Origin of the sequence: Dyella kyungheensis, assembly GCF_049913195.1 — a bacterium.
Taxonomy (GTDB): domain Bacteria; phylum Pseudomonadota; class Gammaproteobacteria; order Xanthomonadales; family Rhodanobacteraceae; genus Dyella; species Dyella kyungheensis.
The window spans coordinates 2,339,346-2,360,443 of the sequence record NZ_CP183983.1 but is presented as its reverse complement, the minus strand read 5'-3'; the positions used below and the strand labels follow the sequence as shown (position 1 = coordinate 2,360,443).

20 protein-coding genes are annotated in these 21,098 nt (G+C 64.0%); 9 read left to right on the top strand and 11 right to left on the bottom strand.

Going from position 1 to position 21,098, the window contains the following annotated elements; all coding sequences use genetic code 11:
- The first annotated feature begins 51 nt into the window (after positions 1 to 51).
- The gene (locus ACN9MB_RS10545) at positions 52 to 321 is read left to right on the top strand and encodes a hypothetical protein (RefSeq protein WP_204637828.1); all 270 of its coding nucleotides are present in this window, start codon (positions 52 to 54) and stop codon (positions 319 to 321) included.
- 33 nt (positions 322 to 354) lie between these two features.
- Here ACN9MB_RS10545 and ACN9MB_RS10540 read toward each other — a convergent pair whose 3' ends face one another.
- The 4 genes from ACN9MB_RS10540 to ACN9MB_RS10525 form a co-directional block, all read right to left on the bottom strand.
- The gene (locus tag ACN9MB_RS10540; RefSeq protein WP_204637827.1) at positions 355 to 555 is read right to left on the bottom strand and encodes a hypothetical protein; all 201 of its coding nucleotides are present in this window, start codon (positions 553 to 555) and stop codon (positions 355 to 357) included.
- Between the two features lie 66 nt (positions 556 to 621).
- Entirely contained in the window at positions 622 to 2,859 is a 2,238-nt protein-coding gene (locus ACN9MB_RS10535) for a xanthine dehydrogenase family protein molybdopterin-binding subunit (protein ID WP_426271770.1), read from the bottom strand.
- Positions 2,860 to 2,873: 14 nt separating this feature from the next.
- Complete coding sequence (locus tag ACN9MB_RS10530) at positions 2,874 to 3,878, bottom strand: FAD binding domain-containing protein (RefSeq protein ID WP_204637880.1); 1,005 nt, start codon at positions 3,876 to 3,878, stop codon at positions 2,874 to 2,876.
- Positions 3,879 to 3,886: 8 nt separating this feature from the next.
- Positions 3,887 to 4,510 carry a 2Fe-2S iron-sulfur cluster-binding protein gene (locus tag ACN9MB_RS10525; protein WP_426271769.1) on the bottom strand — a complete coding sequence of 208 codons (624 nt, stop codon included), beginning with the start codon at positions 4,508 to 4,510 and terminating at the stop codon, positions 3,887 to 3,889.
- A gap of 223 nt (positions 4,511 to 4,733) precedes the next feature.
- On the opposite strand from ACN9MB_RS10525, the gene ACN9MB_RS10520 reads away from it, so the two are divergent.
- Positions 4,734 to 4,922 carry a hypothetical protein gene (locus tag ACN9MB_RS10520; protein WP_204637824.1) on the top strand — a complete coding sequence of 63 codons (189 nt, stop codon included), beginning with the start codon at positions 4,734 to 4,736 and terminating at the stop codon, positions 4,920 to 4,922.
- Between the two features lie 48 nt (positions 4,923 to 4,970).
- Here ACN9MB_RS10520 and ACN9MB_RS10515 read toward each other — a convergent pair whose 3' ends face one another.
- The gene (locus tag ACN9MB_RS10515) at positions 4,971 to 5,489 is read right to left on the bottom strand and encodes a hypothetical protein (RefSeq protein ID WP_426271768.1); all 519 of its coding nucleotides are present in this window, start codon (positions 5,487 to 5,489) and stop codon (positions 4,971 to 4,973) included.
- An 18-nt stretch (positions 5,490 to 5,507) separates the two neighbouring features.
- The gene (locus ACN9MB_RS10510) at positions 5,508 to 5,873 is read right to left on the bottom strand and encodes a BON domain-containing protein (RefSeq protein ID WP_426271767.1); all 366 of its coding nucleotides are present in this window, start codon (positions 5,871 to 5,873) and stop codon (positions 5,508 to 5,510) included.
- A 415-nt stretch (positions 5,874 to 6,288) separates the two neighbouring features.
- Between ACN9MB_RS10510 and ACN9MB_RS10505 the strand changes: the two genes are divergently transcribed.
- The gene (locus tag ACN9MB_RS10505) at positions 6,289 to 7,020 is read left to right on the top strand and encodes a response regulator transcription factor (protein ID WP_204637821.1); all 732 of its coding nucleotides are present in this window, start codon (positions 6,289 to 6,291) and stop codon (positions 7,018 to 7,020) included.
- Positions 7,021 to 7,059: 39 nt separating this feature from the next.
- Positions 7,060 to 7,206, top strand: coding sequence for a hypothetical protein (locus ACN9MB_RS10500; RefSeq protein ID WP_426271766.1), 147 nt, complete (start codon positions 7,060 to 7,062; stop codon positions 7,204 to 7,206).
- Positions 7,207 to 7,222: 16 nt separating this feature from the next.
- Here the strand turns inward: ACN9MB_RS10500 and ACN9MB_RS10495 are convergent, their stop codons facing one another.
- A complete protein-coding gene (locus ACN9MB_RS10495) occupies positions 7,223 to 8,008 on the bottom strand; it encodes a GAF domain-containing protein (protein ID WP_204637819.1) in 786 nt (261 codons plus the stop codon).
- On the opposite strand from ACN9MB_RS10495, the gene ACN9MB_RS10490 reads away from it, so the two are divergent.
- From ACN9MB_RS10490 to ACN9MB_RS10470, 5 genes are all read left to right on the top strand, one after another.
- The gene (locus ACN9MB_RS10490) at positions 8,007 to 8,486 is read left to right on the top strand and encodes a hypothetical protein (protein ID WP_426271765.1); all 480 of its coding nucleotides are present in this window, start codon (positions 8,007 to 8,009) and stop codon (positions 8,484 to 8,486) included. The two genes, ACN9MB_RS10495 and ACN9MB_RS10490, sit on opposite strands and share 2 nt — an antisense overlap.
- An 8-nt stretch (positions 8,487 to 8,494) precedes the next feature.
- On the top strand, positions 8,495 to 8,914 hold the full coding sequence (locus ACN9MB_RS10485) for a hypothetical protein (RefSeq protein WP_426271764.1): 420 nt from the start codon (positions 8,495 to 8,497) through the stop codon (positions 8,912 to 8,914).
- A 104-nt stretch (positions 8,915 to 9,018) separates the two neighbouring features.
- Positions 9,019 to 11,661 carry a beta-mannosidase gene (locus ACN9MB_RS10480; RefSeq protein ID WP_426271763.1) on the top strand — a complete coding sequence of 881 codons (2,643 nt, stop codon included), beginning with the start codon at positions 9,019 to 9,021 and terminating at the stop codon, positions 11,659 to 11,661.
- A 29-nt stretch (positions 11,662 to 11,690) separates the two neighbouring features.
- A complete protein-coding gene (locus tag ACN9MB_RS10475) occupies positions 11,691 to 13,094 on the top strand; it encodes a glycoside hydrolase family 125 protein (RefSeq protein ID WP_426271906.1) in 1,404 nt (467 codons plus the stop codon).
- A 63-nt stretch (positions 13,095 to 13,157) separates the two neighbouring features.
- Positions 13,158 to 15,575, top strand: coding sequence for a GH92 family glycosyl hydrolase (locus ACN9MB_RS10470; protein ID WP_426271762.1), 2,418 nt, complete (start codon positions 13,158 to 13,160; stop codon positions 15,573 to 15,575).
- Positions 15,576 to 15,590: 15 nt separating this feature from the next.
- Here ACN9MB_RS10470 and ACN9MB_RS10465 read toward each other — a convergent pair whose 3' ends face one another.
- From ACN9MB_RS10465 to ACN9MB_RS10450, 4 genes are all read right to left on the bottom strand, one after another.
- Positions 15,591 to 16,988 carry an FAD-containing oxidoreductase gene (locus ACN9MB_RS10465; RefSeq protein ID WP_426271761.1) on the bottom strand — a complete coding sequence of 466 codons (1,398 nt, stop codon included), beginning with the start codon at positions 16,986 to 16,988 and terminating at the stop codon, positions 15,591 to 15,593.
- Between the two features lie 59 nt (positions 16,989 to 17,047).
- Positions 17,048 to 18,124: an acetate/propionate family kinase gene (locus tag ACN9MB_RS10460; protein WP_426271760.1), complete on the bottom strand. Its 1,077-nt coding sequence runs from the start codon at positions 18,122 to 18,124 to the stop codon at positions 17,048 to 17,050.
- Positions 18,121 to 20,490, bottom strand: a complete 2,370-nt coding sequence (locus ACN9MB_RS10455; protein WP_426271759.1) for a phosphoketolase family protein — start codon at positions 20,488 to 20,490, stop codon at positions 18,121 to 18,123. Before ACN9MB_RS10455 ends, ACN9MB_RS10460 begins: the two co-directional genes overlap by 4 nt.
- 84 nt (positions 20,491 to 20,574) lie before the next feature.
- Positions 20,575 to 20,913, bottom strand: coding sequence for a BON domain-containing protein (locus ACN9MB_RS10450; protein ID WP_204635853.1), 339 nt, complete (start codon positions 20,911 to 20,913; stop codon positions 20,575 to 20,577).
- Positions 20,914 to 21,098: the final 185 nt, after the last annotated feature.

Below are 21,098 nucleotides of genomic sequence, written 5' to 3'. Positions count from 1 at the left end.
CAGCTCCGCGCTCATACGCTAAGGGCACTGCCATGACTTGAGGTGTCGCTCATGACTGCGGATGCGAAGACCCCGCTCGAACACGTTCAGGACACGCTGGCGCAACTCAAGGAGATACGCCACTACGCGAAGAACAACGTGGAGAATCTCACGGCCCAGTGGCTGCTGTTCGATGGTGAGCTGAAGAAGCTCAAGCAGGCCGCGCCGATCGAGGCGCTGATGACGCGCCAGAGCGAATTGCACGACGCGCTCAACGAGCAGATCGACGCGCTCGAGGAGCTGGTCGTGGAGCTGCAGCCTCCGCCCGAAGACGCGCCCTAGGTTTTCGGCACGCTTCGACCGATGCGCGCAACGTCAGCCCGTCGGCTCGCCGACGCTGGCGTTGAGCGCGGAGGCGATAGCCGCGTCGCCGCTGGCAAGATCCTTCCAGAGAAGCTCCACGCCGTTTCGATGCCCACGAGGCGTCAGCTTGAGACCCGTCGAATCGAGCACCAGCGTGTACGACTTGCCATCGATGGTGACTTCCCGGCGTAGCGGTTTGTCGAGCGGCGTCATGAGTGACTCCTTCAGTGGGTGATGGGGAACTGTCCGGCGACCTCGCCATGGATACCGGCATGCGCTTCAGCCGTTACGGCTTTCGCTCAGGAGATCCTCGATGCGGATCGGCAGGTCGCGCACGCGCACGCCGGTGGCATGGTAGGCGGCGTTCGCGATGGCGGCGGCAATGCCAGCCAGGCCGATCTCGCCGATGCCACGCACGCCCATGGCGTTGACCTTGGTATCGGGATAGTCGAGAAAGATCACCTGCATGTCCGGCGGCATATCCGCATGGCTGGTCATGATGTAGTCGGCCAGGTTGCTGTTCACCGCCATGCCGGTACGCGGCTCGTAATGGGTTTCTTCGAACATCGCCATGCCGATGCCCATGACCACGGCACCCTCGATCTGGTTCTGGCCGGTGAGCGGATTGACGATGCGGCCTGCATCGATCACGGTCAGCACGCGTTGAACGCGCAGCCGTGCAAGCTCGGGCTGCCACTTCACTTCCACGAAATGTGCGCCGAACGAGTGGGTGGAATGGGTTTTCTTCTTCTGCCCGAAGGTGCCTTCCGCCTTGCCGTACCCCTCGACATGGCCCGTCTTCGCCTCTTGCAGGAGCTCGGAGAAAGGGACGCCGGATGACGGATCCTGATCACGGCGGTGGATGCGGCCCCGGGTAAACGCAAGCTGGTCAGCCTTGGCGCCGTTGAACCGCTTGCCCTCCTCCGCGGCGATCTGCACCAGCTGTCCGCCCGCTTGTTCGATGGCCTGGATAAGCACGGGAACCATCGAACCGGTCGCCATCGACCCACCCGACCATGGCCCCGGCGGCAGGCTGCTGTCGCCAATGACGACCTTGACCTTCTCGACGTCCACACCAGCCAGTCCCGCTGCCATTTGTGCAATGACCGTATAGGTGCCCGTGCCGATGTCCTGCGTCGCACTGGCCACGCGCACGGAACCATCGGCTTGCAGCGTAACGGCCACCTCCGCGGCGAACCGCTCGGCGATCCAGCTGCAGGCGGCGACACCCCAGCCGAGAATCGCATCGCCGTCGCGCATCGAGCCCACTTTCGCTTGACGGCGCGACCAGCCGAAAACTTCCGCACCCCGCGTGAGGCATTCCTTGAGATGCCGCGAGGAAAACGGAATATTTTCCTTCTCGTCGATCTGCGGCTCGTTGTGCAGTCGCAACGCAATCGGGTCCATGTTCAACGCCACCGCGAGTTCGTCCATGGCCGATTCCAGCGCGTACAAGCCGGGCACGGCGCCCGGTCCGCGCATGGACGTGGCCGGGCCCACCGAGCGCTCCGCGTAGGCACTGGTGACACGCAGATCAGGGGTGCTGTACATGAAGCCCGTGGCCTCGCCGCAGTCCTCCTTGTACTCGGCCAGTGACGCGCGCTGATAGAGATAGTCCTGTCGCAGCGAGGTCAACTTGCCGGAGGCGTCGGCGCCCAGCCGAATGCGCTGCTGAGTGCTCGGCCGATGCCCGACGTTGTGGAACATCATCTGCCGATCCACCACCAGCTTGACCGGACGCTTCAGGTCGCGCGCCGCGGCGGCAGCCAGCAATGCCTGTGTCCACGGCCACAGCTTGCCGCCGAAACCGGAGCCAAGATATTCGGTGATGACCCGCACGCTGTCGGTCGGCACGCCAAGCATCTGCGCCATGACGGCACGAAAGTTCATCACCGCCTGCGTGGTTTCGTAGAGCGTGAACCGCGTGCCATCCCACAACGCCACGCTGGCATGCAACTCGATGGGATTATGTGTTTCGACGGGCGTGCTGTAGGTATGGTCGACCTTGACGGCAGCCTTCTCGTAAGAAGCATCGGGATCGCCGCGCTCGGTTTCCGTTTCCGGCGGCTTGTCGCTGTCGAGACGGACGGATACCAGCGGCGCCTGCACGTTGGTGTAGCGGACCTGCACGGCACGGGCCGCCGCCGTGGCCTGCTCGAACGTGTCGGCAATCACCAGCGCCACGTATTGGCCGTAGTAGCGCACTTCATCGTCGTCCAGGGGCGGCCTGGCTTCATCGATCTTCGCCTTGCTTGCCTTGGACACCCGGTAGAACTTGCCGATGTTCTGCCGCGTATAGATCTTGCGCACGCCCGCCATCGCTTCCGCGGCCGCTGCATCGATGGCTGTAATGTGGGCCCTAGCCACGGTGGCGCATACCGGCACGGCGTAGACCATCTCCGGAAAGGAGAAATCCGAGGCATATCGTGCGGAGCCGCTGACCTTGAGCGGCCCATCGATACGGCGAAGCGGCTTGCCGACGACCGGAAGATCCACGTAGCTGCTGGCATCATTCATTTCGGCCCATCCCATCATGCGGTCGTGGTGACATCGCCCAGTGCCTTGAGCAGGCAACGTCGCGCGAGCTCCAGCTTGAATTGATTGCCGGGATGCGGCTTTGCATCCGCAAGGAATGCCTGGGCGGCCTTCTGAAACACAGCCGGCCCCGGAGCGCTGTCTCGCAATACCTGTTCCGCCGCGGCCGATCGCCATGGCCGCGTTCCCACGCCGCCCATGGCGATCGCAGCGTCACGGATGCGCCCTCCTTCGAGCCCCACCACAATGGCGACCGAGGCCAGGGCAAATTCGTAGGAAGCGCGATCCCGCAGCTTCAGATACAACGACTTTGCCTGAGGCTGCGCGCGGGCAAGGCGGACGTGGGTAATGAGATCGCCGGGCTCCATCACCGTTTCCCGTTGGGGCGTGTCGCCAGGCAACAGGAAGAAATCGGCCAGCGGCACGTCGCGCTTGCCTTTGGGGCCCTGGATGGCGACGGTGGCGCCCAGGGCCATCAGCGCCACATTCATGTCGGAAGGATTGGTGGCGATGCAATGCTCGCTGCCACCCAGAATGGCGAGATTGCGGTGGTAACCCTCCAGCGCGGCGCATCCGCTGCCCGGCGAACGTTTGTTGCAGGCGCTGTGCACGTCGCGAAAATAGACGCAGCGCGTGCGCTGAAGCAGATTGCCGCTGGTGGTGGCCATATTGCGCAACTGACCGGAGGCACCCGACAGCAACGCCTGCGACAGCACCGGATACGCTTGGCGGATCTGCGGATGATTGGCCAGATCGGCATTGCGCACCAGCGCGCCGATCCGGTAGCCGCCGTCCGCATCGCGTTCGATGGTCGACAGCGGAAGCCGGTTGATGTCGATCACCTGCACGGGACGTTCGACATCGAGCTTCATCAGGTCGATCAGGGTCGTGCCGCCGGCGACGAAACGGATCTCGGCGCCCTGCTGCGCCGTCGATGCCCGCGCGCTGGTTTCGATGGCGTGGTCAATGCTTTTTGCGCGTGTATAAGTGAATGCCTGCATGCGGATACCTAGGCCGACTTGACCTGTTTGATGGCTGCCAGGATGTTCTTGTACGCGCCACAGCGGCAGATGTTTCCGCTCATGGCTTCGCGGATGCTGGCGTCGTCGCCACCCCAGGGTTCTTTCAATACGGCAACGGCGGACATGATCTGGCCCGACGTGCAATAACCGCATTGATAACCGTCGTGATCGACGAAGGCCTGCTGCATGGGATGCAAGGCACCCGGCTGACCCAGGCCCTCGATGGTGGTGATCGTGTCGCCATCGTGCATCGCCGCCAGGCTCAAACAGGCGTTGACGCGGCGACCGTTGACGTGAACCGTGCAGGCGCCGCATTGCCCATGGTCGCAGCCCTTCTTGGTGCCGGTCAGCTGAAGGTGATCGCGCAACGCATCCAGCAGTGTTGTCCGGTTATCGACGGACAAGGTTTTCTGCTGGCCGTTCACCAGCAGACTTACCGATGTCTGGGCGGCCCCACGCGACCCCGCCGCAGCCGACGGTCCGGGGCCGGTGGCAGCATGCAAGTGAAACGAGGCCAGGCCCGATGACACACCCGCGACACTGATCATCTGCAGGAAGTTTCGCCGGGTGAATGGCACGCCGGCAAATCGTTTTGTCGTGTCATCGGTCATGCGTACGCCGCCTGCGAGGTGTCCCTCGCGCATTGCAAGCCATGAGAGGTTAGTGTCGCGTACACAGAGGGCGAAGACGGCGTCTGGTCGAGGTCACGCCGGTCATTGACAAGCAGGCGTGTCGACACATCCGTCACAAGCGGCATAACACAAGGCGTGCACCTGCATCACCTGACCGGGCGGAGCATGAACCTACGACCTCCCGCCCAAACGAGCACGCGCCATGTCCAGCAAAGACCGCAAAGACCTTCCTCATCCGCACGATGCGCAGACCGAGCAGACGGAAACCGCAGCCGAACGGGAAGCTCGCAAGCAGAAGGAATCGGACAATCATCAGGAGGCACTGGAGGAAACCTTTCCCGCCAGCGACCCCGTCTCGCCGTTCATTCCGGCCAAGGCACCGAAGGATTGACATGCCGTGCGACCACCCGGCCCTGGCCAGGTGGTCGCACTCCCGACATCAGGCCGGCTTGGCCTCGGAGGCGCTGGAAATATCCTTGGCGTCGTGGTGCTTGAAAATGTCCTTGGCCAGCGTGCGCTGCTCGGACGTCTCGACATGTACCGAGATAAGGATATTGCCCTCGCGGATTTTCGCGTCGTAGCGCTTGGCCTCGTATTCGGGCATGCCCAATCCCACCAGGCCGCCGATGACACCACCGGCCGCACCGCCAACCGCGGCGCCGCTCAACGCGGCCATGATGGGACCCGCGGCGATGAACGGCCCAAGCCCGGGAATCGCCAGGGCGCCAATGCCCGCCAACCATCCCAGCGCAGCACCGACACCGAGACCGGCAACGCCGCCCGTGGCGGCACCTTCCGGCGCCTTGGTGTTGTGCTCATGGGCGAAATCCTTGCTGCCGCGCTTATCGGGCAGCAGCGCCGAAATCGCATCGCTGGTGAAGCCCTGTTGCTTCAGGTTGAGCACGATGCTTTCGGCCTGATCGATGGTCGTGGCAATGCAGTAAACGGAATCTTTCATGACAGCCTCCGCAGGCGTTTAGGGTTTGATCTCAAGTTCGTTCGTCACCTGGGAAACGCCGGCCACGGAACGGGCAATGGATTCCACTCGCGATTTTTCGTCCTCGCTCTTGACGGGCCCGCGCAGCGTCACCGAACCGCCGCTCGCCATCAGCTTGACGTTGTGAGCGAGCGTCGACAGCGACGAATCCTTGGTAAGCGCGCGCCGCACCGCCGCCGCCAGCTTGACGTCGCTGGCATCGTTGGATTGCGATGAACTGGTTGGCGTATCGCCGGATCGATCACGCGCATTGACCGCCGTATTGTCGGCCGCGTGCCCCGTTGAAGTCGCCGCAGGCGGCGTGGCTTGCGGCGCAGCCATCGCTGCCAGCGGCAGCGCCGCCATGACGGCGATCAAGGTCGTACATGCTGAAGATTTCACGGGACACCTCGCCATTCGGTTTCGTCGAACGGATGCTAGGCCGATGCCGTGAACCACCTGTGCAACCGATGCCTGACTGGCATGAAGACAGGCACCGCGTTAGGTCGCGCTTCAGGGGCCGGGTCCAGTGAAGCGTCTGCAACGCCGCAAGCGCAGAGTTGTAAAACGAAACTCGGGCCAGTGCGCATCAGGGCGCCATACATTTGACGGTCTAATGTCATCGCCAGCCGCAGTAACGCGTCAGCGCGCGACCATGGGTTGCCCATGGGCCTGAATTTCCCGCCCCGATAGCCCTAGGCTTGGTCGCCTTAGGAAATATTTCACACGGAGGTCATAGTGATTGGCGCACTTAGTGTCTGCTCGTACGAACAAGGCAACCATGTCTCCTGACCGGCCCAAGATACGCAACGCAGGCTTCGTCCTGATCGTTGAAGACAACGTCGAACTCGCGCAGTCCGTCGGGATCTATCTCGACCAGCGTGGCTATGCGGTGGACTACGCGCACGACGGCATGACCGGGTTGCGGCTGGCCGCCGACCAGAAATACGACGTCGTCATTCTCGACAAGGGCTTGCCCGGGCTGGATGGAATGACGGTCTGTCGCCGCTTGCGCACGGAACACCGAAGCACCACGCCGATCGTCATGCTCACGGGCCATACCAGCCTGGAAGACAAGCTTCAGGCCCTCGATGGCGGCGCCGACGATTACATCTGCAAGCCGTTCGATCTGCGCGAACTTGGCGCCCGGCTCAGCGTGCTGATTCGCCGCGATCAAGGCAAGACCGTGCAAGGCATTCTCGCCGTGGGCGACCTGACCTTCGATACCGGCACGCTGGAAGTCACCCGCGCGGGCCAGCCGATCGAGATCGGCCCGGTTCCGTTGCGGATACTCGAGTTCCTGATGCGGGAGTCGCCCAAGGTGGTGTCGCGGGAGCGCATTGAACGGCAGGTGTGGGGCGAGTCGCTGCCGGATTCGGACACCTTGCGTTCGCATCTGTACATTCTGCGCCGGGCGATCGACAAACCTTTTGCCTACCCGTTGCTGCATACGCTGCCCTATGTCGGCTATCGGCTGGTCGACATGCGCGCGGTCGAGGCCGAGGTCACCTGATCCCGTGCCGTTGTCGCACACCGCGAGATGCCAGAGCCCATGAACCTATCGCGCCGGGCCGCCTTGATCGCCTTCATCGTCGCGCTCCTGCTCATCCTTGCCGTGGGCGGCTATCGCGCTGCCACGCATCAAGAAGTGCGACCGGATACGGGCCCTGCGCCGTCGGCGTCGACGCCGCCGCGCTGAGCCGAACAGGCATGGCTTACTCGCTGTACGAAGCGCCTGCCATCCGCGCATCGATTTCCGCAGCGATGGCGCGGGCGAAATTCTCGACGATGGCGACCGTGGCTTGGTCCAGGTATCTCGGCTGGGGATCGACCGCGCACAGGGTTCCGAAAAATTGCCCGTTTGCCCGGTAGATCGGCACCGAGATGTAGCTCTCGAAACCGTACAACGCCGGCGTCGGGTGTTTCGAAAATTGCGGATGCGCGCTCGCGTGACTGAATGTCACGGTGCGGCCATGCTCGCGAATCTCGTTGCAGATGGTCGTCTCCAGTACCAGGTCCTGTCCGGCGCGCAGTCCGAAGTGGATCGTGTCGTGGACCGCGCATGCCGTCCATCGCGTATCGGAAACCCGTGCCACGGTGGCGAAGCGCATGCCGGTTTCGCGCGACACGGCTTCGAGGATGGCCGCCACGCCCGGCAGGTGGGCCACCAGGTTGACGTCGCGCGTGGCCGCTGCATGCTCGGCGGCCGTCGAGGTAAAGCCCGGCGCGAAGCGTTCCAGCACGCGCCGCTGCAGGCTGATGCGCGACACGCGATGCACGAAATCGCGCAGGTCGGCGGTCACGCTGCGCAACTGCGACGCGTCGCCGGTGACCACCAGTTGCCGCGCATCGATACGCACGTCGAGCAAACCGTGCCGCGCCTTGAAATCCGACACTTCGGCGGCGAACGCTTCAATCCAGTAGTGGTCCGGTGGTCCGCTGAGGAAAGCGATCATCAGCGGACCTGCCCCGCTATCGCCGCCTGGCAACGGCGAGGGCATGTCGAATCCCGACACGGAAGGCGGCCACACATACTCGGAAGTGGTGCTGTCGGAGTGCATGAATTTTCGATTCCCCGGGCGCATCGCGCGCTTGGAGTATGCGCCAAGTCAAACGAGAGGAAACACCTTGCCCAACGGCTGCGCGCCTGAGCGAATCCACGCCGTCGCCGTGCACGCCGAGGCAAGTGTGTCAAAGACGCAACAGTCGCCGGTGCGTTGCAGCAATGCGTTTCCTTGGCTCAACGACGGCGCCATGGATACCTCGCGTGTCACGAAACCCCAGTCCCCGCTTGAGCTGTCGCTCGCGCCTGGCTCGCAGGCGCGCCCACCCTCTCCTTTAAATCGATTCAAGTCGAGCACTCGCATATTGCACTGCAATATTTTTGATCGATATTTTCCTGATGAAAATCAGCATATTAAGCTTGCCGGGAATTTTTTAGATCGTGAGAAATTTACTGTTGACAAGGCCGTCAACTGACTTCAAGAATGAAGACCATTGGCGCCGCCTCAGGCGCTGCCAACTCACTGGCTCCGCGCCCCGTTGATGGCGACGAACCAGACCGCAGTCGCGAGGCAGCGCTGCTCGTTTCGGCCCGAAAGAGTCGATGGAAGGTGCGCGTGCTCACGTCAGCCCGCCTTCTGCGGCACGTTGGACCGATTGTTGTTGCAGGGGAGAATGGTTTGACCCATCGCGAAAGCGCACTTCGGACGGGCATGGCCTGGGCGCTGAAGCGCCGGTTGCCAGATGGCCACGCGGCGGCCTGTCGCTGGCATTCGCCGCACGTGACTCGGCTCGCGCCACTGGCGTCCTCGCGGATCCCCGGCATCTTCCGCCAGCGTGATGTGTCTCTCGGTTATCGGTTCCACGGTCGCAGTTACATGCTCACCCTGAGCTTCACGTTGTAAGACCCTCCCACTTCCGGGCGCTCTCGTAGCGCCCGTTTTTTTGGAGGCTTTTCTTCTTTATTTCGCCCTGGGCGAAAAAGGTTCTTCAGCACGATGCGGAGCGTATGGCCTTGTCATCCCTGACCCGTCTTTCCGTTGGCCTGCTGGCCGCCGTCGCCTTCGCGCCTGCGTCCGTCCTGGCCGCCACGGCGACGCCGCTCGATAATGGCTGGCAGTTCCGCCTGCTGCCCGAGTCGGCGCAGGCCTCGCAGCATGCGGACCTCACCAGCTGGACTCCCGCTCACGTGCCCGGCAGCGTGCAGACCGATCTGCTGACCACCGGCAACATCGGCGATCCGTTCTACCGCGACAACGAAGCGCAACTGCAGTGGATCGGCCTGGCCGATTGGGATTACCAGCTGACCTTCAACGTCGACGCCGGCACGCTGAAACAGGATCACGTCGACCTGGTATTCGACGGCGTGGACACGTTCGCCGACATCGTCGTCAACGACAAGCCGCTGCTGAAGACCGGCAACATGTTCCGCCGCTGGCGCATCCCGGTGAAGCATGTGCTGCACGCCGGCAACAATACGCTGCTGGTGCGCCTGCACTCGCCCATCGCCAAGCTGCAGCCCTGGCTGTTGATGCAATCGTATGCCCTGCCCGGCGAGTTCGACTCGGCGTTCGGCGACGAGCCCAAGGGCAAGCAAACCTCCAACTACGTACGCAAGGCCAACTACCAGTACGGCTGGGACTGGGGTCCGCGCTTCGTCACCATCGGCATCTGGCAGCCGGTGCGGCTGGAAAGCTGGACCGACGCGCGACTGGACGATTTCCACATCGCCCAGCCGCACGTGGATGCCGATCGCGCCGAACTGGCCGCCGAAGTGTCGCTGCAGGCAGGCAAGGCCGGTGCCGCGCAGGTCACGCTGACGTGGACAGGTCCCGATGGCAGCAACGGCCAGATGGCGAAAGATGTCTCGCTCACCGCGGGCAACAACACCCTGCAGCTGCCGTTGCTGATCGACCATCCGCAGCGTTGGTGGCCGGTAGGCTACGGCCAGCAAAATCTTTACCGCTTCCACGTCGAGGTGAAGCGCGGCAACGATCTACTCGTCAGCGCCGACCGCAACACCGGCCTGCGCAGCGTTCAATTGAACCGCGACAAGGATGCCTGGGGTCGCAGCTTTGCCTTCGTGGTGAACGGCGTGCCGATCTTCGCCAAGGGCGCGGATCTCATTCCCACCGACAGCTTTCCCGAGCGCACCACGCCCGAACAGCTGAAGCAACTGCTCACCTCCACCCGCGACGCCAACATGAACATGCTGCGCATGTGGGGCGGCGGTTATTACCAGAGCGATGCGTTCTACGACCTGGCCGACCAGCTGGGCATCATGATCTGGCAGGACTTCATGTTCGGCGGCGCGATCACGCCGTACGACTCGGCTTTCCTCGGCAATTCGCGCGTCGAGGCCGAGGAGCAGGTGCGCCGCTTGCGCAACCATCCGAGCATCGTGCTGTGGTGCGGCAACAACGAAGTGCAGACCGGCTGGGAATCCTGGCCGGATCGCATCGACTTCCAGAAGTCGATCGCCGCCGACGAACGCCAGCGCATCGAGACCGGCATGCGCGAGTTGTTCAACAACACGCTGCGCAAGGTGGTGAAGGAGAACGATTCCGACGTGCCCTACTGGGCCAGTTCGCCCAGCACGGATTTCGACGGCGAAGCCAACGTGCTCAACGACGGCGACTATCACTACTGGAAGGTGTGGTCGGGCTCCGAGCCGATCGATCACTACCTGGACGTGACGCCGCGCTTCCAGTCCGAATACGGCCTGCAGTCGTTCCCGGTGATGTCGACCATCGAACGCTTCGCCGCGCCCAGCGACATGACGCCGAACTCGCCGGTGATGCGCGCGCACCAGAAGTTCGCCAATGGCAACGGCAACGATCGCCTGCTGCTCTACATCCGTGCGAATTATGGCGAGCCGAAGGATTTCGCTTCGTTCGTGTATCTCAGCCAGCTGATGCAGGCCGAAGGCATCGAACTGGCCGCCGAGCATCTGCGCAGCGCGCGGCCGCAAAGCATGGGCTCGCTGTATTGGCAGCTCAACGATGTGTGGCCGGGGCCGTCGTGGTCCAGCCTCGACTACTTCGGCCGCTGGAAGGCCTTGCAGTACCACGCCAAGCGCTTCTATGCGCCGGTGGATATCGTGCCGATCCGCCGTGACGGACGCACCAGCCTCTATCTCGTCTCCGACCGCACCACGCCGTTCAAGGCCACCGTTCGAACGCACATCATGGACATGGCCGGCAAGTCGCTGAACGAGACCAGCCAGACGGTCGATGCGACAGCGCTGGCCAGCACCAAGCTCGGCGAGTACACGGATGCCGCGCTGCTGCATGGTGGCCGTGCCGCCAATACCGTGGCTTCGTTCGACGTGATCGAGGACGGCCGTGTCGTCGCGCATCACCTGCTCTACTTCGGCGTCGCCAAGACCCTGGCGCTGCCCCGTCAACCCGGGCTGCATGCCGAGTGGCGCGATGAGGGCAAGACACTGCGCATCAGCAGCAAGCAGCTCGCGCGTGGTGTGTGGATCGACTTCGGCAAGCTCGACGCCAACCTGTCCGGCAACGCGTTCGACCTGCTGCCCGGCGAACACATCGATATTGCGGTCGACAGCACGGCCGACCTGGCAAGCCTCAAGGCCGCGTTGAAGCTGACCTCGCTGGTCGACACGGTACAAGCGGAGACCGCCAAGTGATCACCACCCGCCGCAACCTGCTCAAATGGATGGCATTGGCCCCGGCGGCCGCCTTGCTTTCCGATGGCGTCATCGCCGCTCCTGGCAAGACCTTCATCAGCCAGCGGCCACCCGTCGGCAAGCGCAAATTCACCAGCGCCGCCGTGGAGAAACTGCTGGCGCAGACCAAGGCGCGGATCGCTGATCCCGAACTGGCCTGGATGTTCGAGAACTGCTTCCCGAACACGCTGGATACCACGGTCAACGTCGGCACCCTGGGCGGCAAGCCCGACACGTTCATCGTCACCGGCGACATCGATGCGATGTGGATGCGCGATTCGTCCGCGCAGGTCTGGCCGTACGTGCGGCTGGCCAAACAGGACAAGGCGCTGCAGCAGCTGTTTCGCGGCCTGATCCATCGCCATGCGCGGTGCATCCGCATCGATCCCTACGCGAACGCCTTCATGCCCGATCCTACGGCCAAGTCCAACCTGGACTGGGCCCAGCACGACATTACTGATATGAAGCCCGGCGTGGCCGAGCGGAAATGGGAGATCGATTCGCTGTGCTATCCGATCCGCCTCGCGCACGGCTATTGGAAGGCGACCGGCGACACCACGGCATTCGATGACGACTGGCACGAAGCGATGCGCATCGTGCTCAAGACCTTCCGCGAACAGCAGCGCAAGGATGGCCCGGGCCCCTATCAGTTCCAGCGCACCTCGCCCCGGCCCACCGAATCGCAGTTCCTGCTCGGTTACGGCAATCCGACCAAGCCGGTGGGCATGATCCACGCGATGTTCCGGCCGTCGGACGATGCCACGGTCTATCCGTTCAATATCCCGGGCAACCTGTTTGCAGTGACCAGCCTGCGCCAGTTGGCGGAGATGCTGCGCGCCATTCGGCATGACGAAGCCACGGCAAGCGATTGCGTGGCGTTGGCCGATGAGATCCAGCGCGCGGTCCATGCGCATGGCGTGATCCATGGCGATGCCGGCGACTATTGGGCCTATGAAGTGGATGGCTACGGCAATCAGCTGTTCATGGACGACGCCAACGTCCCCAGCCTGCTCGCCCTGCCTTACCTGGGTGCCTGCACGCAGGACGATGCCCGTTACCAGCGCACGCGCGCACAGGTGTGGAGCGTGCGCAATCCGTATTTCTTCAAGGGCAGCGCGGGCGAAGGCATCGGCGGACCGCACGAGGGCCTGCGCATGATCTGGCCGATGTCGATCATGATGCGCGCCTTCACCACCGGCAACGCCAGCGAGATCGCGCAGTGCCTGGCATGGCTCAAGAGCACGCATGCCGGCACCGGTTTCATGCACGAAGCATTCGACCAGGACGATCCGGCCAAGTACACGCGCGCCTGGTTCGCCTGGGCCAACACCTTGTTCGGTGAACTCATCGTCGAGCTGGCCGATCGTCATCCGGACGTGCTGCGCAAGGCGTAGCACCTTTTCCCCATCGTGATGGCCACCATCGGCGGCCACGTCTCGTTTTCGAAGGAGTCAGACATGGTTACGCGCCGCCGCTTCCTGCAAGGCATGGCCGCACTCAGTGTTCTAGGCAGCGGTGCCCATGCGCTTCCGGCGTTTGCCCGGCCCGTGAAGAAGACCGCGCTCGCGGACGCCGTATCGCGCCATGTCGATGTCTTCGTCGGCACCGGCGGCCACGGCCATACCTATCCCGGTCCCAGCATGCCCTTCGGCATGATGCAGCTGGGCCCGGACACCAACGACTCGCAATGGGACGGCAGCTCCGGCTACCACCAGGGCGATGGCTCGATCATGGGTTTCTCGCACACGCACCTGTCCGGCACCGGCGCCGCCGACATGCTGGACGTGCTGGTCGTTCCCGCCATGGGACCGGTGTTGCTGCAACCGGGCGATCGCGACTACGACGGCGTGAACTATCACTCGCGCTACGACGGCGTGCGTCCCGGCAAGGGCGCCGAGCCGAAGGGCTACAAGACCGGCGTCAAGGGCTATCGCTCGCATTACACCGGCGAGCAGGCACGGCCGGGCTATTACCGCGTGCAGCTCACCGACAGCCACGTGCTCGCCGAGCTCACCGCGACCGAACGCGCCGGCATCCATCGCTACACCTTCCAGCAATCGGGCGAAGCCCACCTGCTGGTCGATTTCGCGCACGGCTTCCATGACGATCCGAAGAAGCCCGCCAAGGTCACCGATGCGCAACTGCAGCTGGTCGGCAACGACACGCTGGTCGGTGGCCGTCGCGTGCACCAGTGGGCCGACGGACGCCATATCTACTTCGCCCTCAAGGTGTCGCGTCCGTTCAAGCGCGCCACGCTGTACTCGGACGACGCCCCGCTCGCCGACGGCGAGACCCAGGCCAAAGGCATCAACCTCAAGGCCGCGCTCCACTACGACAGGCTCAACGATGCGCCGCTGCTGGTGAAGGTGGGCATCTCCGGCGTGGACGTGGAAGGCGCGCTGCGCAATCTCACCACCGAAATTCCCGCATGGGATTTCGACGGCGTGCAGGCCGCGGCCGAAGCGGCCTGGGAAAGCGAACTCAGCCGCATCCGCATCGAATCGTCGTCGGACGACATCAAGCGCACTTTCTACAGCGCGCTCTATCACACCATGCTCGCCCCCACCCTGTTCAGCGACGTGGACGGCCGCTATCGCGGCATGGACATGAAGCTGCACCAGCTGCCGCAGGGACAGCACAACTACAGCACGTACTCGCTGTGGGATACCTATCGCGCCGAGCACCCGCTGTTCACGCTGTACCAGAGTGAGCGCGTGCCGGACCTGGTCAACGGCCTCGTGCGCATGGCGCAGGAGAGTCCGGCCGGCCCGCCGGTATGGCCGCTGCAGGGCATCGAAACGGTGTGCATGATCGGCTACCACTCCGCCGTGGTGATTGCCGAAGCCCAGGCCAAGGGCTTCACCGGCATCGACTATGCGGCAGCGTGGCCGGTGTTCCGCCGGCGCGCGATGGAAGACGATTACTTCGGCCTGCCCGAATACCGCAAGCGCGGTTACATCCCCAGCGATGTCGAAAGCGAAGCGGTCAGCAAGACGCTCGAATACGCCTATGACGACTGGGTGATGGCGCACTACGCCGAGAACCTCGGCCAGGACGACGATGCCGCCGCGCTGAAGGCTCGTTCGCAGAACTACCGCAACGTGTTCGACAAGAACGTGAACTTCGCGCGCCCGCGTGCCAGCGACGGCTCATGGTTGGAGCCGTTCGATCCGCGTGCCATCGGCCATTCCAAGAAGTGGCGCGACTTCACCGAGTCCAATGCCTGGCAGGCGACCTTCCTCAACCAGCATGACGTGTATACGTACATGACGTTGTTCGGCGGCAGCGACACGTTCGAGCAGAAGTTGGATCAGCTCTTCACCACCGATTCCGAACTGCCGGCCGATGCGCCGCCGGATATCGCCGGCATGGTCGGCCAGTTTGCGTTCGGCAACGAGCCGGGCCATCACATGCCCTATCTCTACGCCTACACCGGCGCGCATCACAAGACGCAGGCGCGCGTGCGCATGCTGCTGGAAACCATGTACCTGCCCGAACCCGACGGCCTGCCCGGCAACGAGGATTGCGGCCAGATGAGCGCCTGGTACGTGATGAGCGCGCTGGGCCTGTACGCGGTGGATCCGGTGAGCACCAACTACGTGTTCGGCAGCCCGCTGCTGGATCGCGCCGAAGTCCAGCTGGCCGGCGGCAAGCGCCTGGTGGTGCAGACGCAGGGCAACGGCAAGGGCCGTCCGTATATCCAGTCGGTCAGCTGGAACGGCCAGCCGTGGACGAAGAGCTGGATCAGCCACGCCGAGCTGACCGCCGGCGGCACGTTGCTGTTCCAGATGAGCGACAAGCCCAACCCGGCGTTCGGCAAGGAACTGGAGGATCGTCCGCCCAGCTTTGGCAAGCCGGCCAGCGAACAGGCTTGATCGACGGCGCCCGCTCTACGGGGCGGGCGCTTCCTTCGCATTGGCGGGATGCAGATCCTGCAACGTTGTCGGCAGCAGTTCGGCGACGGTGGGATGGATATGCACCGCATGCGTCACGGTGCGATACGGCGCATCCGCATACATCGTGTCGAGCAGGCAATGGATCGCCTCGTCACCGCTGGCGCCAAGAATGGCCGCGCCCAGCAGGCGTTCGCTCTGTGCATCCACGATCACCTTCATGAACCCCAGCGTCTCGCCTCGCTCGACGGCGCGCCCCACGCGCGTCATCGGGCGCACGCCGACCTGCACGTCGTAGCCGCGCTGCAGTGCCTCGGTTTCGGTGAGCCCGATGCGCCCGAGCGGCGGATCGATATAGAGCGCATAGGCGGGAATGCGGTCGGTGATGCGGCGCAATTCGTTGTCCAGCACGTTGGCCGCGACGATTTCATAATCGTTGTAGGAGGTGTGCGTGAACGCGCCCCGCCCGTTGCAGTCGCCCATGGCCCAGATGCCGTCGACGTTGGTGCGGCATTGATCGTCCACCACGATGTAACCGTGGTCGTCCCGTTCCACGCCGGCTCGATCGAGGCCGAGGTCGTCCGTGTTCGGTCGACGCCCCACGGCCAACAGAAGATCGGTACCGTGCACGGCCATGCGCGGCTCCGCGCATTCGGCGATGACGCAGATGGCGCCGGCCGAACCCTGCAGCTCGATACATTCGGCGCCCAGATGCAGTTCGATGCCCTCGCGCTGGAGGATGTCCAGCACGGCGGCGGATACTTCCGGATCCTCCCGGGGCAACAGACGCTCGCTGCGCTCCACGATGGTCACCTTCGAACCGAAGCGGCGGAACATCTGTCCGAACTCCAGGCCGATGTAACTGCCGCCCACGATCACCAGGTGGCGTGGCAGCTCCTTCAGGTCCATCACGCCGACATTGGTGAGGTAGGGCACGGTCTTGACACCGGGAAAGTCCGGCTCCACGGCGCGGCCGCCCACGTTGAGGAAGAACTGATCCGCTTCGAGCAACTGGTCGCCCACGCGCAGGGTCCGCGGCGATTCGAATTGGGCATGCCCCCGGATGAGCGTGACATTGGCCATGCCGGCCACCCAGTTTTCCACGTTGCTGCGCGAGCGATCGGAAATGCCCCGCGTGCGCTCCCAGACGCGCTCCATGGCCACCGTGATATCGCCGGTCCCCACGCCATATTCGGCGGCGCGGCGGCCGGTATGTGCCACGTATGCGCTCGCCACCATGGCCTTGGTGGGAATGCAGCCGGTGTTGACGCAGGTGCCGCCCATCAACTTGCGCTCGATCAAGGCGACCTTGCGGCCGGACGCACCCAGGCGCTGCGCCAACGAAGGACCCGCCTGCCCCGCCCCCACCACGATGGCATCGAATCGCGTGTTCATGGCTGCCGCTCACACTGTCTGGAAAAGCCCAGCGTGGCACCACGACCTGCAAGGAAGCGTCAATGCGCCAGTCGTGCCGCGTGGATGGCCATGATGCGGTTTTCCCGCGAAGGCAACACACGCAGCGGGAGCGTGGGGAAACAGGGGGCGAGATGCGCACTGATGCGTTCGCGGGTAGCGGCGTCGTGCTCCCCGATGCCGCCGGTACATACCAGCAGATCGATGCCGCCCAACACCACGGCCATCCCTGCGGCCTGCCGGGCGACCGACAAGGCGAACTGCTCCAGCGCGAGTGCGGCCAGCGGATGGCCTTTCGCCTCCGACAACTCACGCACGTCGGCGCTCAAGCCCGAAATGCCGCGCAGCCCTGAGCGGTGCTCTAGCAGGTCCTCCAACTCCCGGGTATCCGTGTGTCCTTCGCGCAACAGGAACAGCAGTACTCCGGGGTCGAGATCGCCCGGTCGCGTTCCCATGATGATGCCGCCGGTGGGCGTCATGCCCATGCTGGTATCGATCGACCGGCCGTCGCGCACGGCGGTGAGGCTCGCGCCGCTGCCCAGGTGCGCAATGATCAGCCGCGCCGGCACGTTCTCCATCTGCGCCAGGATCGATTCGCACGACAGTCCGTGAAACCCGTAGCGCTGCACACCTTTGGCCAGCAGCTCGTGCGGCAGCGGAAGCACTCGCGCCGTATCGGGCAGATCGCGATGGAACGCCGTGTCGAAACAGGCTATCTGGCGCGCCCGCGGCAACGCCTTCGTTGCATGCCTGAGCCATGCGAGCGCTGCGGGGACATGCAGCGGCGCGAAGCTGGCGGCTGCTTCGATCTTCTTCGTCACTGCTTCGTCGATCAGGCAATGCTCGCGCAGCCACGGGCCGCCGTGCACGATGCGGTGGGCGACCGCAGCGATGGGCGCATTGGCGGCGAGCTGTTGCAAGGCGTCCAGTGCGGAGGCGTCGCTCTCCCCGGTCAACGCCTGGGTAACAGCTTTGCCATCCTGCCGGTAACGCAGCTGCCTGTGTTCGCCGCGCACATCGATCTCGCCTTCGGCGATGGGGTGCGCCTCACCAGCGTCCACGCGATAGATGCCGAACTTGAGCGAGGAGGAGCCGACATTCAGGCTCAACACGCTCATGCGGGTTGCCATTGCCAGTCGCGCACATCCGGCAGGTCGATGCCATGCTCGCTCACGTACAGGCGGTGCCGCTCGATATCGCTCCAGTAACGCTGCTCGGCCTCGGCGCGCAACGGTGCGAGCCTCGGTACGCGGCGAATCACGTCCAGCGCCAGCTGGAAGCGGTCGAGGTTGTTCAACACCATCATGTCGAACGGCGTGGTGGTGGTGCCCTCTTCCTTGTAGCCGCGCACATGGATGTTGTCGTGGTTGTGGCGACGGTAGGTGAGCTTGTGGATGATGCCGGGATAGCCATGGAACGCGAAGATCACCGGACGGTCGCGCGTGAACAGGCGATCGAATTCGTCATGATCCATGCCGTGCGGATGTTCGTCGGAGGTCTGCAGGGTGAGCAGGTCCACCACGTTGACCACGCGGACACGCAAGTCGGGCACGTATTGCCGCAGCAACGTCACCGCGGCCAGCGATTCCACCGTCGGTGCATCGCCGGCGCAGGCCATCACCACCTCCGGGTCGTCGTCGCCGCTGCCGGCCCAGTGCCAGATGCCGGCGCCCGCCGTGCAATGCGCGATCGCCTGTTCGATGTCCAGCCACTGCCAGTCGGGCTGCTTGCCGGAGATGATCAGGTTGACGTACTGGCGGCTGCGCAGGCAATGGTCCGCCACCGACAACAGGCAGTTGGCGTCGGGCGGCAGATAGATCCGCACGATCTCGGCCTTCTTGTTCGCCACGTGATCGATGAAGCCCGGATCCTGGTGCGAAAAACCGTTGTGGTCCTGATGCCACACATGCGAGCTGAGCAGATAGTTGAGCGAGGCGATCGGCGGCCGCCACGACATGGTGCGGGTCACCTTCAACCACTTGGCGTGCTGGTTGAACATCGAGTCGACGATATGGATGAAGGCTTCGTAGCAATTGAACAAGCCATGCCTGCCGGTCAGCAGATAACCTTCCAGCCAACCCTGGCACTGGTGCTCGCTGAGCATTTCCATCACGCGGCCGTCGGGCGCGAGGTTCATGTCGGTATCGATCGTTTCGGCCATCCATGTTTTCGGTGACGCCTCGTACACCGCTTCCAGCCGGTTGGAGGCGGTTTCGTCCGGGCCGAACAGGCGGAAATTGACCTCGTCGCGGTTGAGTGCCATCACCTCGCGCAACCAGCGCCCGAGGTTGCGCGTGGCCTCGGCCTTGAGCGCGCCCGGCCGTTCGAGTTCGAGAGCGTGCGTGCGAAAGTCCGGCATGCGCAGCGGCTTCAGCAAGCTGCCGCCGTTGGCATGGGGATTGGCGCTCATGCGTTGCTGGCCGGAGGGCGGCAGTTGCGCGAGCTCCTCGATCAAGGTGCCATTGCGATCGAACAATTCGTTCGGGCGATAGCTGCGCATCCATTGCTCGAGTATCGCCAGGTGCCCCGGCTTGCTCATGTCCGACAACGGCACCTGGTGCGCGCGCCAGGTGCCTTCCACCGGCAGGCCGTCGACAAAGGCGGGGCCGGTCCATCCCTTGGGCGAACGCAACACGATCATCGGCCAGCGTGGCCGTTTCGCCGCTCCCGCGCCGGCGCGGCGTGCGCGGCCCTGGATGCGCTTGATGCGCGAAACGCACAGATCCAGCGCGGCGGCGAACGCCTCGTGCATCTGGCCCGGATCGCTGCCTTCGACGAACAGCGGATCGTGCCCGTAGCCCTGCAACAGATACTTCAGCTCGCGATCGCCGATGCGGGCAAGCACGGTGGGGTTGGCGATCTTGTAGCCATTGAGATGGAGAATCGGCAGCACCGCACCGTCGCGCGCCGGATTCAGGAACTTGTTGGAATGCCAGCTGGTGGCGAGCGGCCCGGTTTCCGCTTCGCCATCGCCGATGATGCAGCTGACGATCAGCTCCGGGTTGTCGAATGCCGCGCCGTACGCGTGCGACAGCGAATAGCCCAGCTCGCCGCCTTCATGGATCGAGCCCGGCGTTTCCGGCGCCACGTGGCTGGGTATGCCGTACGGCCATGAGAACTGCCGGAAGAGCTCGCGCAGGCCTGCCAGGTCGCGCCCCACGTGTGGATAGATTTCGGTGTACGAACCTTCCAGGTAGCTGTTCGCCACCAGGCCGGGGCCGCCGTGACCGGGGCCGATCACGTAGATCATGTTCAACGCGTGCTGCCGGATGATCCGGTTCAGATGCACGTAGATGAAGTTGAGCCCCGAGGTGGTACCCCAGTGCCCCAGCAGGCGCTGCTTGACGTGATCGAGCGTCAGCGGCTCGTGCAGGAGCGGATTGTCGCGCAGGTAGATCTGCCCGACGGTAAGGTAGTTCGCCGCATTCCAATAGCGCTGCATTCTGTCCAGCAGGACAGGGTCGAGTGACGGCATGGCGCGCATCCTTCATGAGCGGAACCCGACCGGAGATGCTGCCTTCAGTGGCGTGCAGGTCCCGTCATCGCGACGGACCTTCGCGGCCATGGGTCACGTGGGCGGCCGCACGTCCAGTTCGTTGGTCACTTCCTTCACGCCACCGACCTGTCGCACCAGCGTATCGATGCGCGTCTTTTCGGTATCGTCCTTCACCGGCCCGCGCAGCACCACGGCGCCATCGGAGACGATCACCGCCACCTGGTGGCCGGCGTCGGACAGCGAAGCGTCGTTGGCGATGGCCTTGCGCACGGACGCCTGCAGCTGGGCATCGGCCGAGCTGTGGATCTGCGATGCCGCCTGATGCGGCGGTGGCGCCGGCGGCGGGTTCTGCCAGGCCACCGCGGGACCGGCGAGCACGAGCATCAACCATCCGACCATACCGATCTTCATGAGCTACCTCGCCATGCAGCGACTACGATGTGTGGCGGGTATTAATGGCCGGCCTGCGTGAACCGAGCGTGCATTTTTGCTTGGCAAAATCGTCGGACGCAGCGTGGCGCCCGTACGCAATTTGCTGCGGGCAAAAAAAACCGCCCCGACAAATCGGGGCGGCGATACATCCGTGTTTTCCGTGT

Coding starts and splice junctions, on each gene's coding strand:
- ACN9MB_RS10530 (WP_204637880.1), bottom strand. CDS start 3,878: ATGCAGGCATTCACTTATACACGCGCAAAAAGCATTGACCACGCCATC.
- ACN9MB_RS10460 (WP_426271760.1), bottom strand. CDS start 18,124: ATGAGCGTGTTGAGCCTGAATGTCGGCTCCTCCTCGCTCAAGTTCGGC.
- ACN9MB_RS10455 (WP_426271759.1), bottom strand. CDS start 20,490: ATGCGCGCCATGCCGTCACTCGACCCTGTCCTGCTGGACAGAATGCAG.
- ACN9MB_RS10495 (WP_204637819.1), bottom strand. CDS start 8,008: ATGCCCTCGCCGTTGCCAGGCGGCGATAGCGGGGCAGGTCCGCTGATG.
- ACN9MB_RS10515 (WP_426271768.1), bottom strand. CDS start 5,489: ATGAAAGATTCCGTTTACTGCATTGCCACGACCATCGATCAGGCCGAA.
- ACN9MB_RS10545 (WP_204637828.1), top strand. CDS start 52: ATGACTGCGGATGCGAAGACCCCGCTCGAACACGTTCAGGACACGCTG.
- ACN9MB_RS10475 (WP_426271906.1), top strand. CDS start 11,691: ATGGCATTGGCCCCGGCGGCCGCCTTGCTTTCCGATGGCGTCATCGCC.
- ACN9MB_RS10470 (WP_426271762.1), top strand. CDS start 13,158: ATGGTTACGCGCCGCCGCTTCCTGCAAGGCATGGCCGCACTCAGTGTT.
- ACN9MB_RS10465 (WP_426271761.1), bottom strand. CDS start 16,988: ATGAACACGCGATTCGATGCCATCGTGGTGGGGGCGGGGCAGGCGGGT.
- ACN9MB_RS10505 (WP_204637821.1), top strand. CDS start 6,289: ATGTCTCCTGACCGGCCCAAGATACGCAACGCAGGCTTCGTCCTGATC.
- ACN9MB_RS10450 (WP_204635853.1), bottom strand. CDS start 20,913: ATGAAGATCGGTATGGTCGGATGGTTGATGCTCGTGCTCGCCGGTCCC.
- ACN9MB_RS10535 (WP_426271770.1), bottom strand. CDS start 2,859: ATGAATGATGCCAGCAGCTACGTGGATCTTCCGGTCGTCGGCAAGCCG.
- ACN9MB_RS10485 (WP_426271764.1), top strand. CDS start 8,495: ATGAAGACCATTGGCGCCGCCTCAGGCGCTGCCAACTCACTGGCTCCG.
- ACN9MB_RS10510 (WP_426271767.1), bottom strand. CDS start 5,873: ATGGCGGCGCTGCCGCTGGCAGCGATGGCTGCGCCGCAAGCCACGCCG.
- ACN9MB_RS10520 (WP_204637824.1), top strand. CDS start 4,734: ATGTCCAGCAAAGACCGCAAAGACCTTCCTCATCCGCACGATGCGCAG.
- ACN9MB_RS10490 (WP_426271765.1), top strand. CDS start 8,007: ATGTCGAATCCCGACACGGAAGGCGGCCACACATACTCGGAAGTGGTG.
- ACN9MB_RS10500 (WP_426271766.1), top strand. CDS start 7,060: ATGAACCTATCGCGCCGGGCCGCCTTGATCGCCTTCATCGTCGCGCTC.
- ACN9MB_RS10525 (WP_426271769.1), bottom strand. CDS start 4,510: ATGACCGATGACACGACAAAACGATTTGCCGGCGTGCCATTCACCCGG.
- ACN9MB_RS10480 (WP_426271763.1), top strand. CDS start 9,019: ATGGCCTTGTCATCCCTGACCCGTCTTTCCGTTGGCCTGCTGGCCGCC.
- ACN9MB_RS10540 (WP_204637827.1), bottom strand. CDS start 555: ATGACGCCGCTCGACAAACCGCTACGCCGGGAAGTCACCATCGATGGC.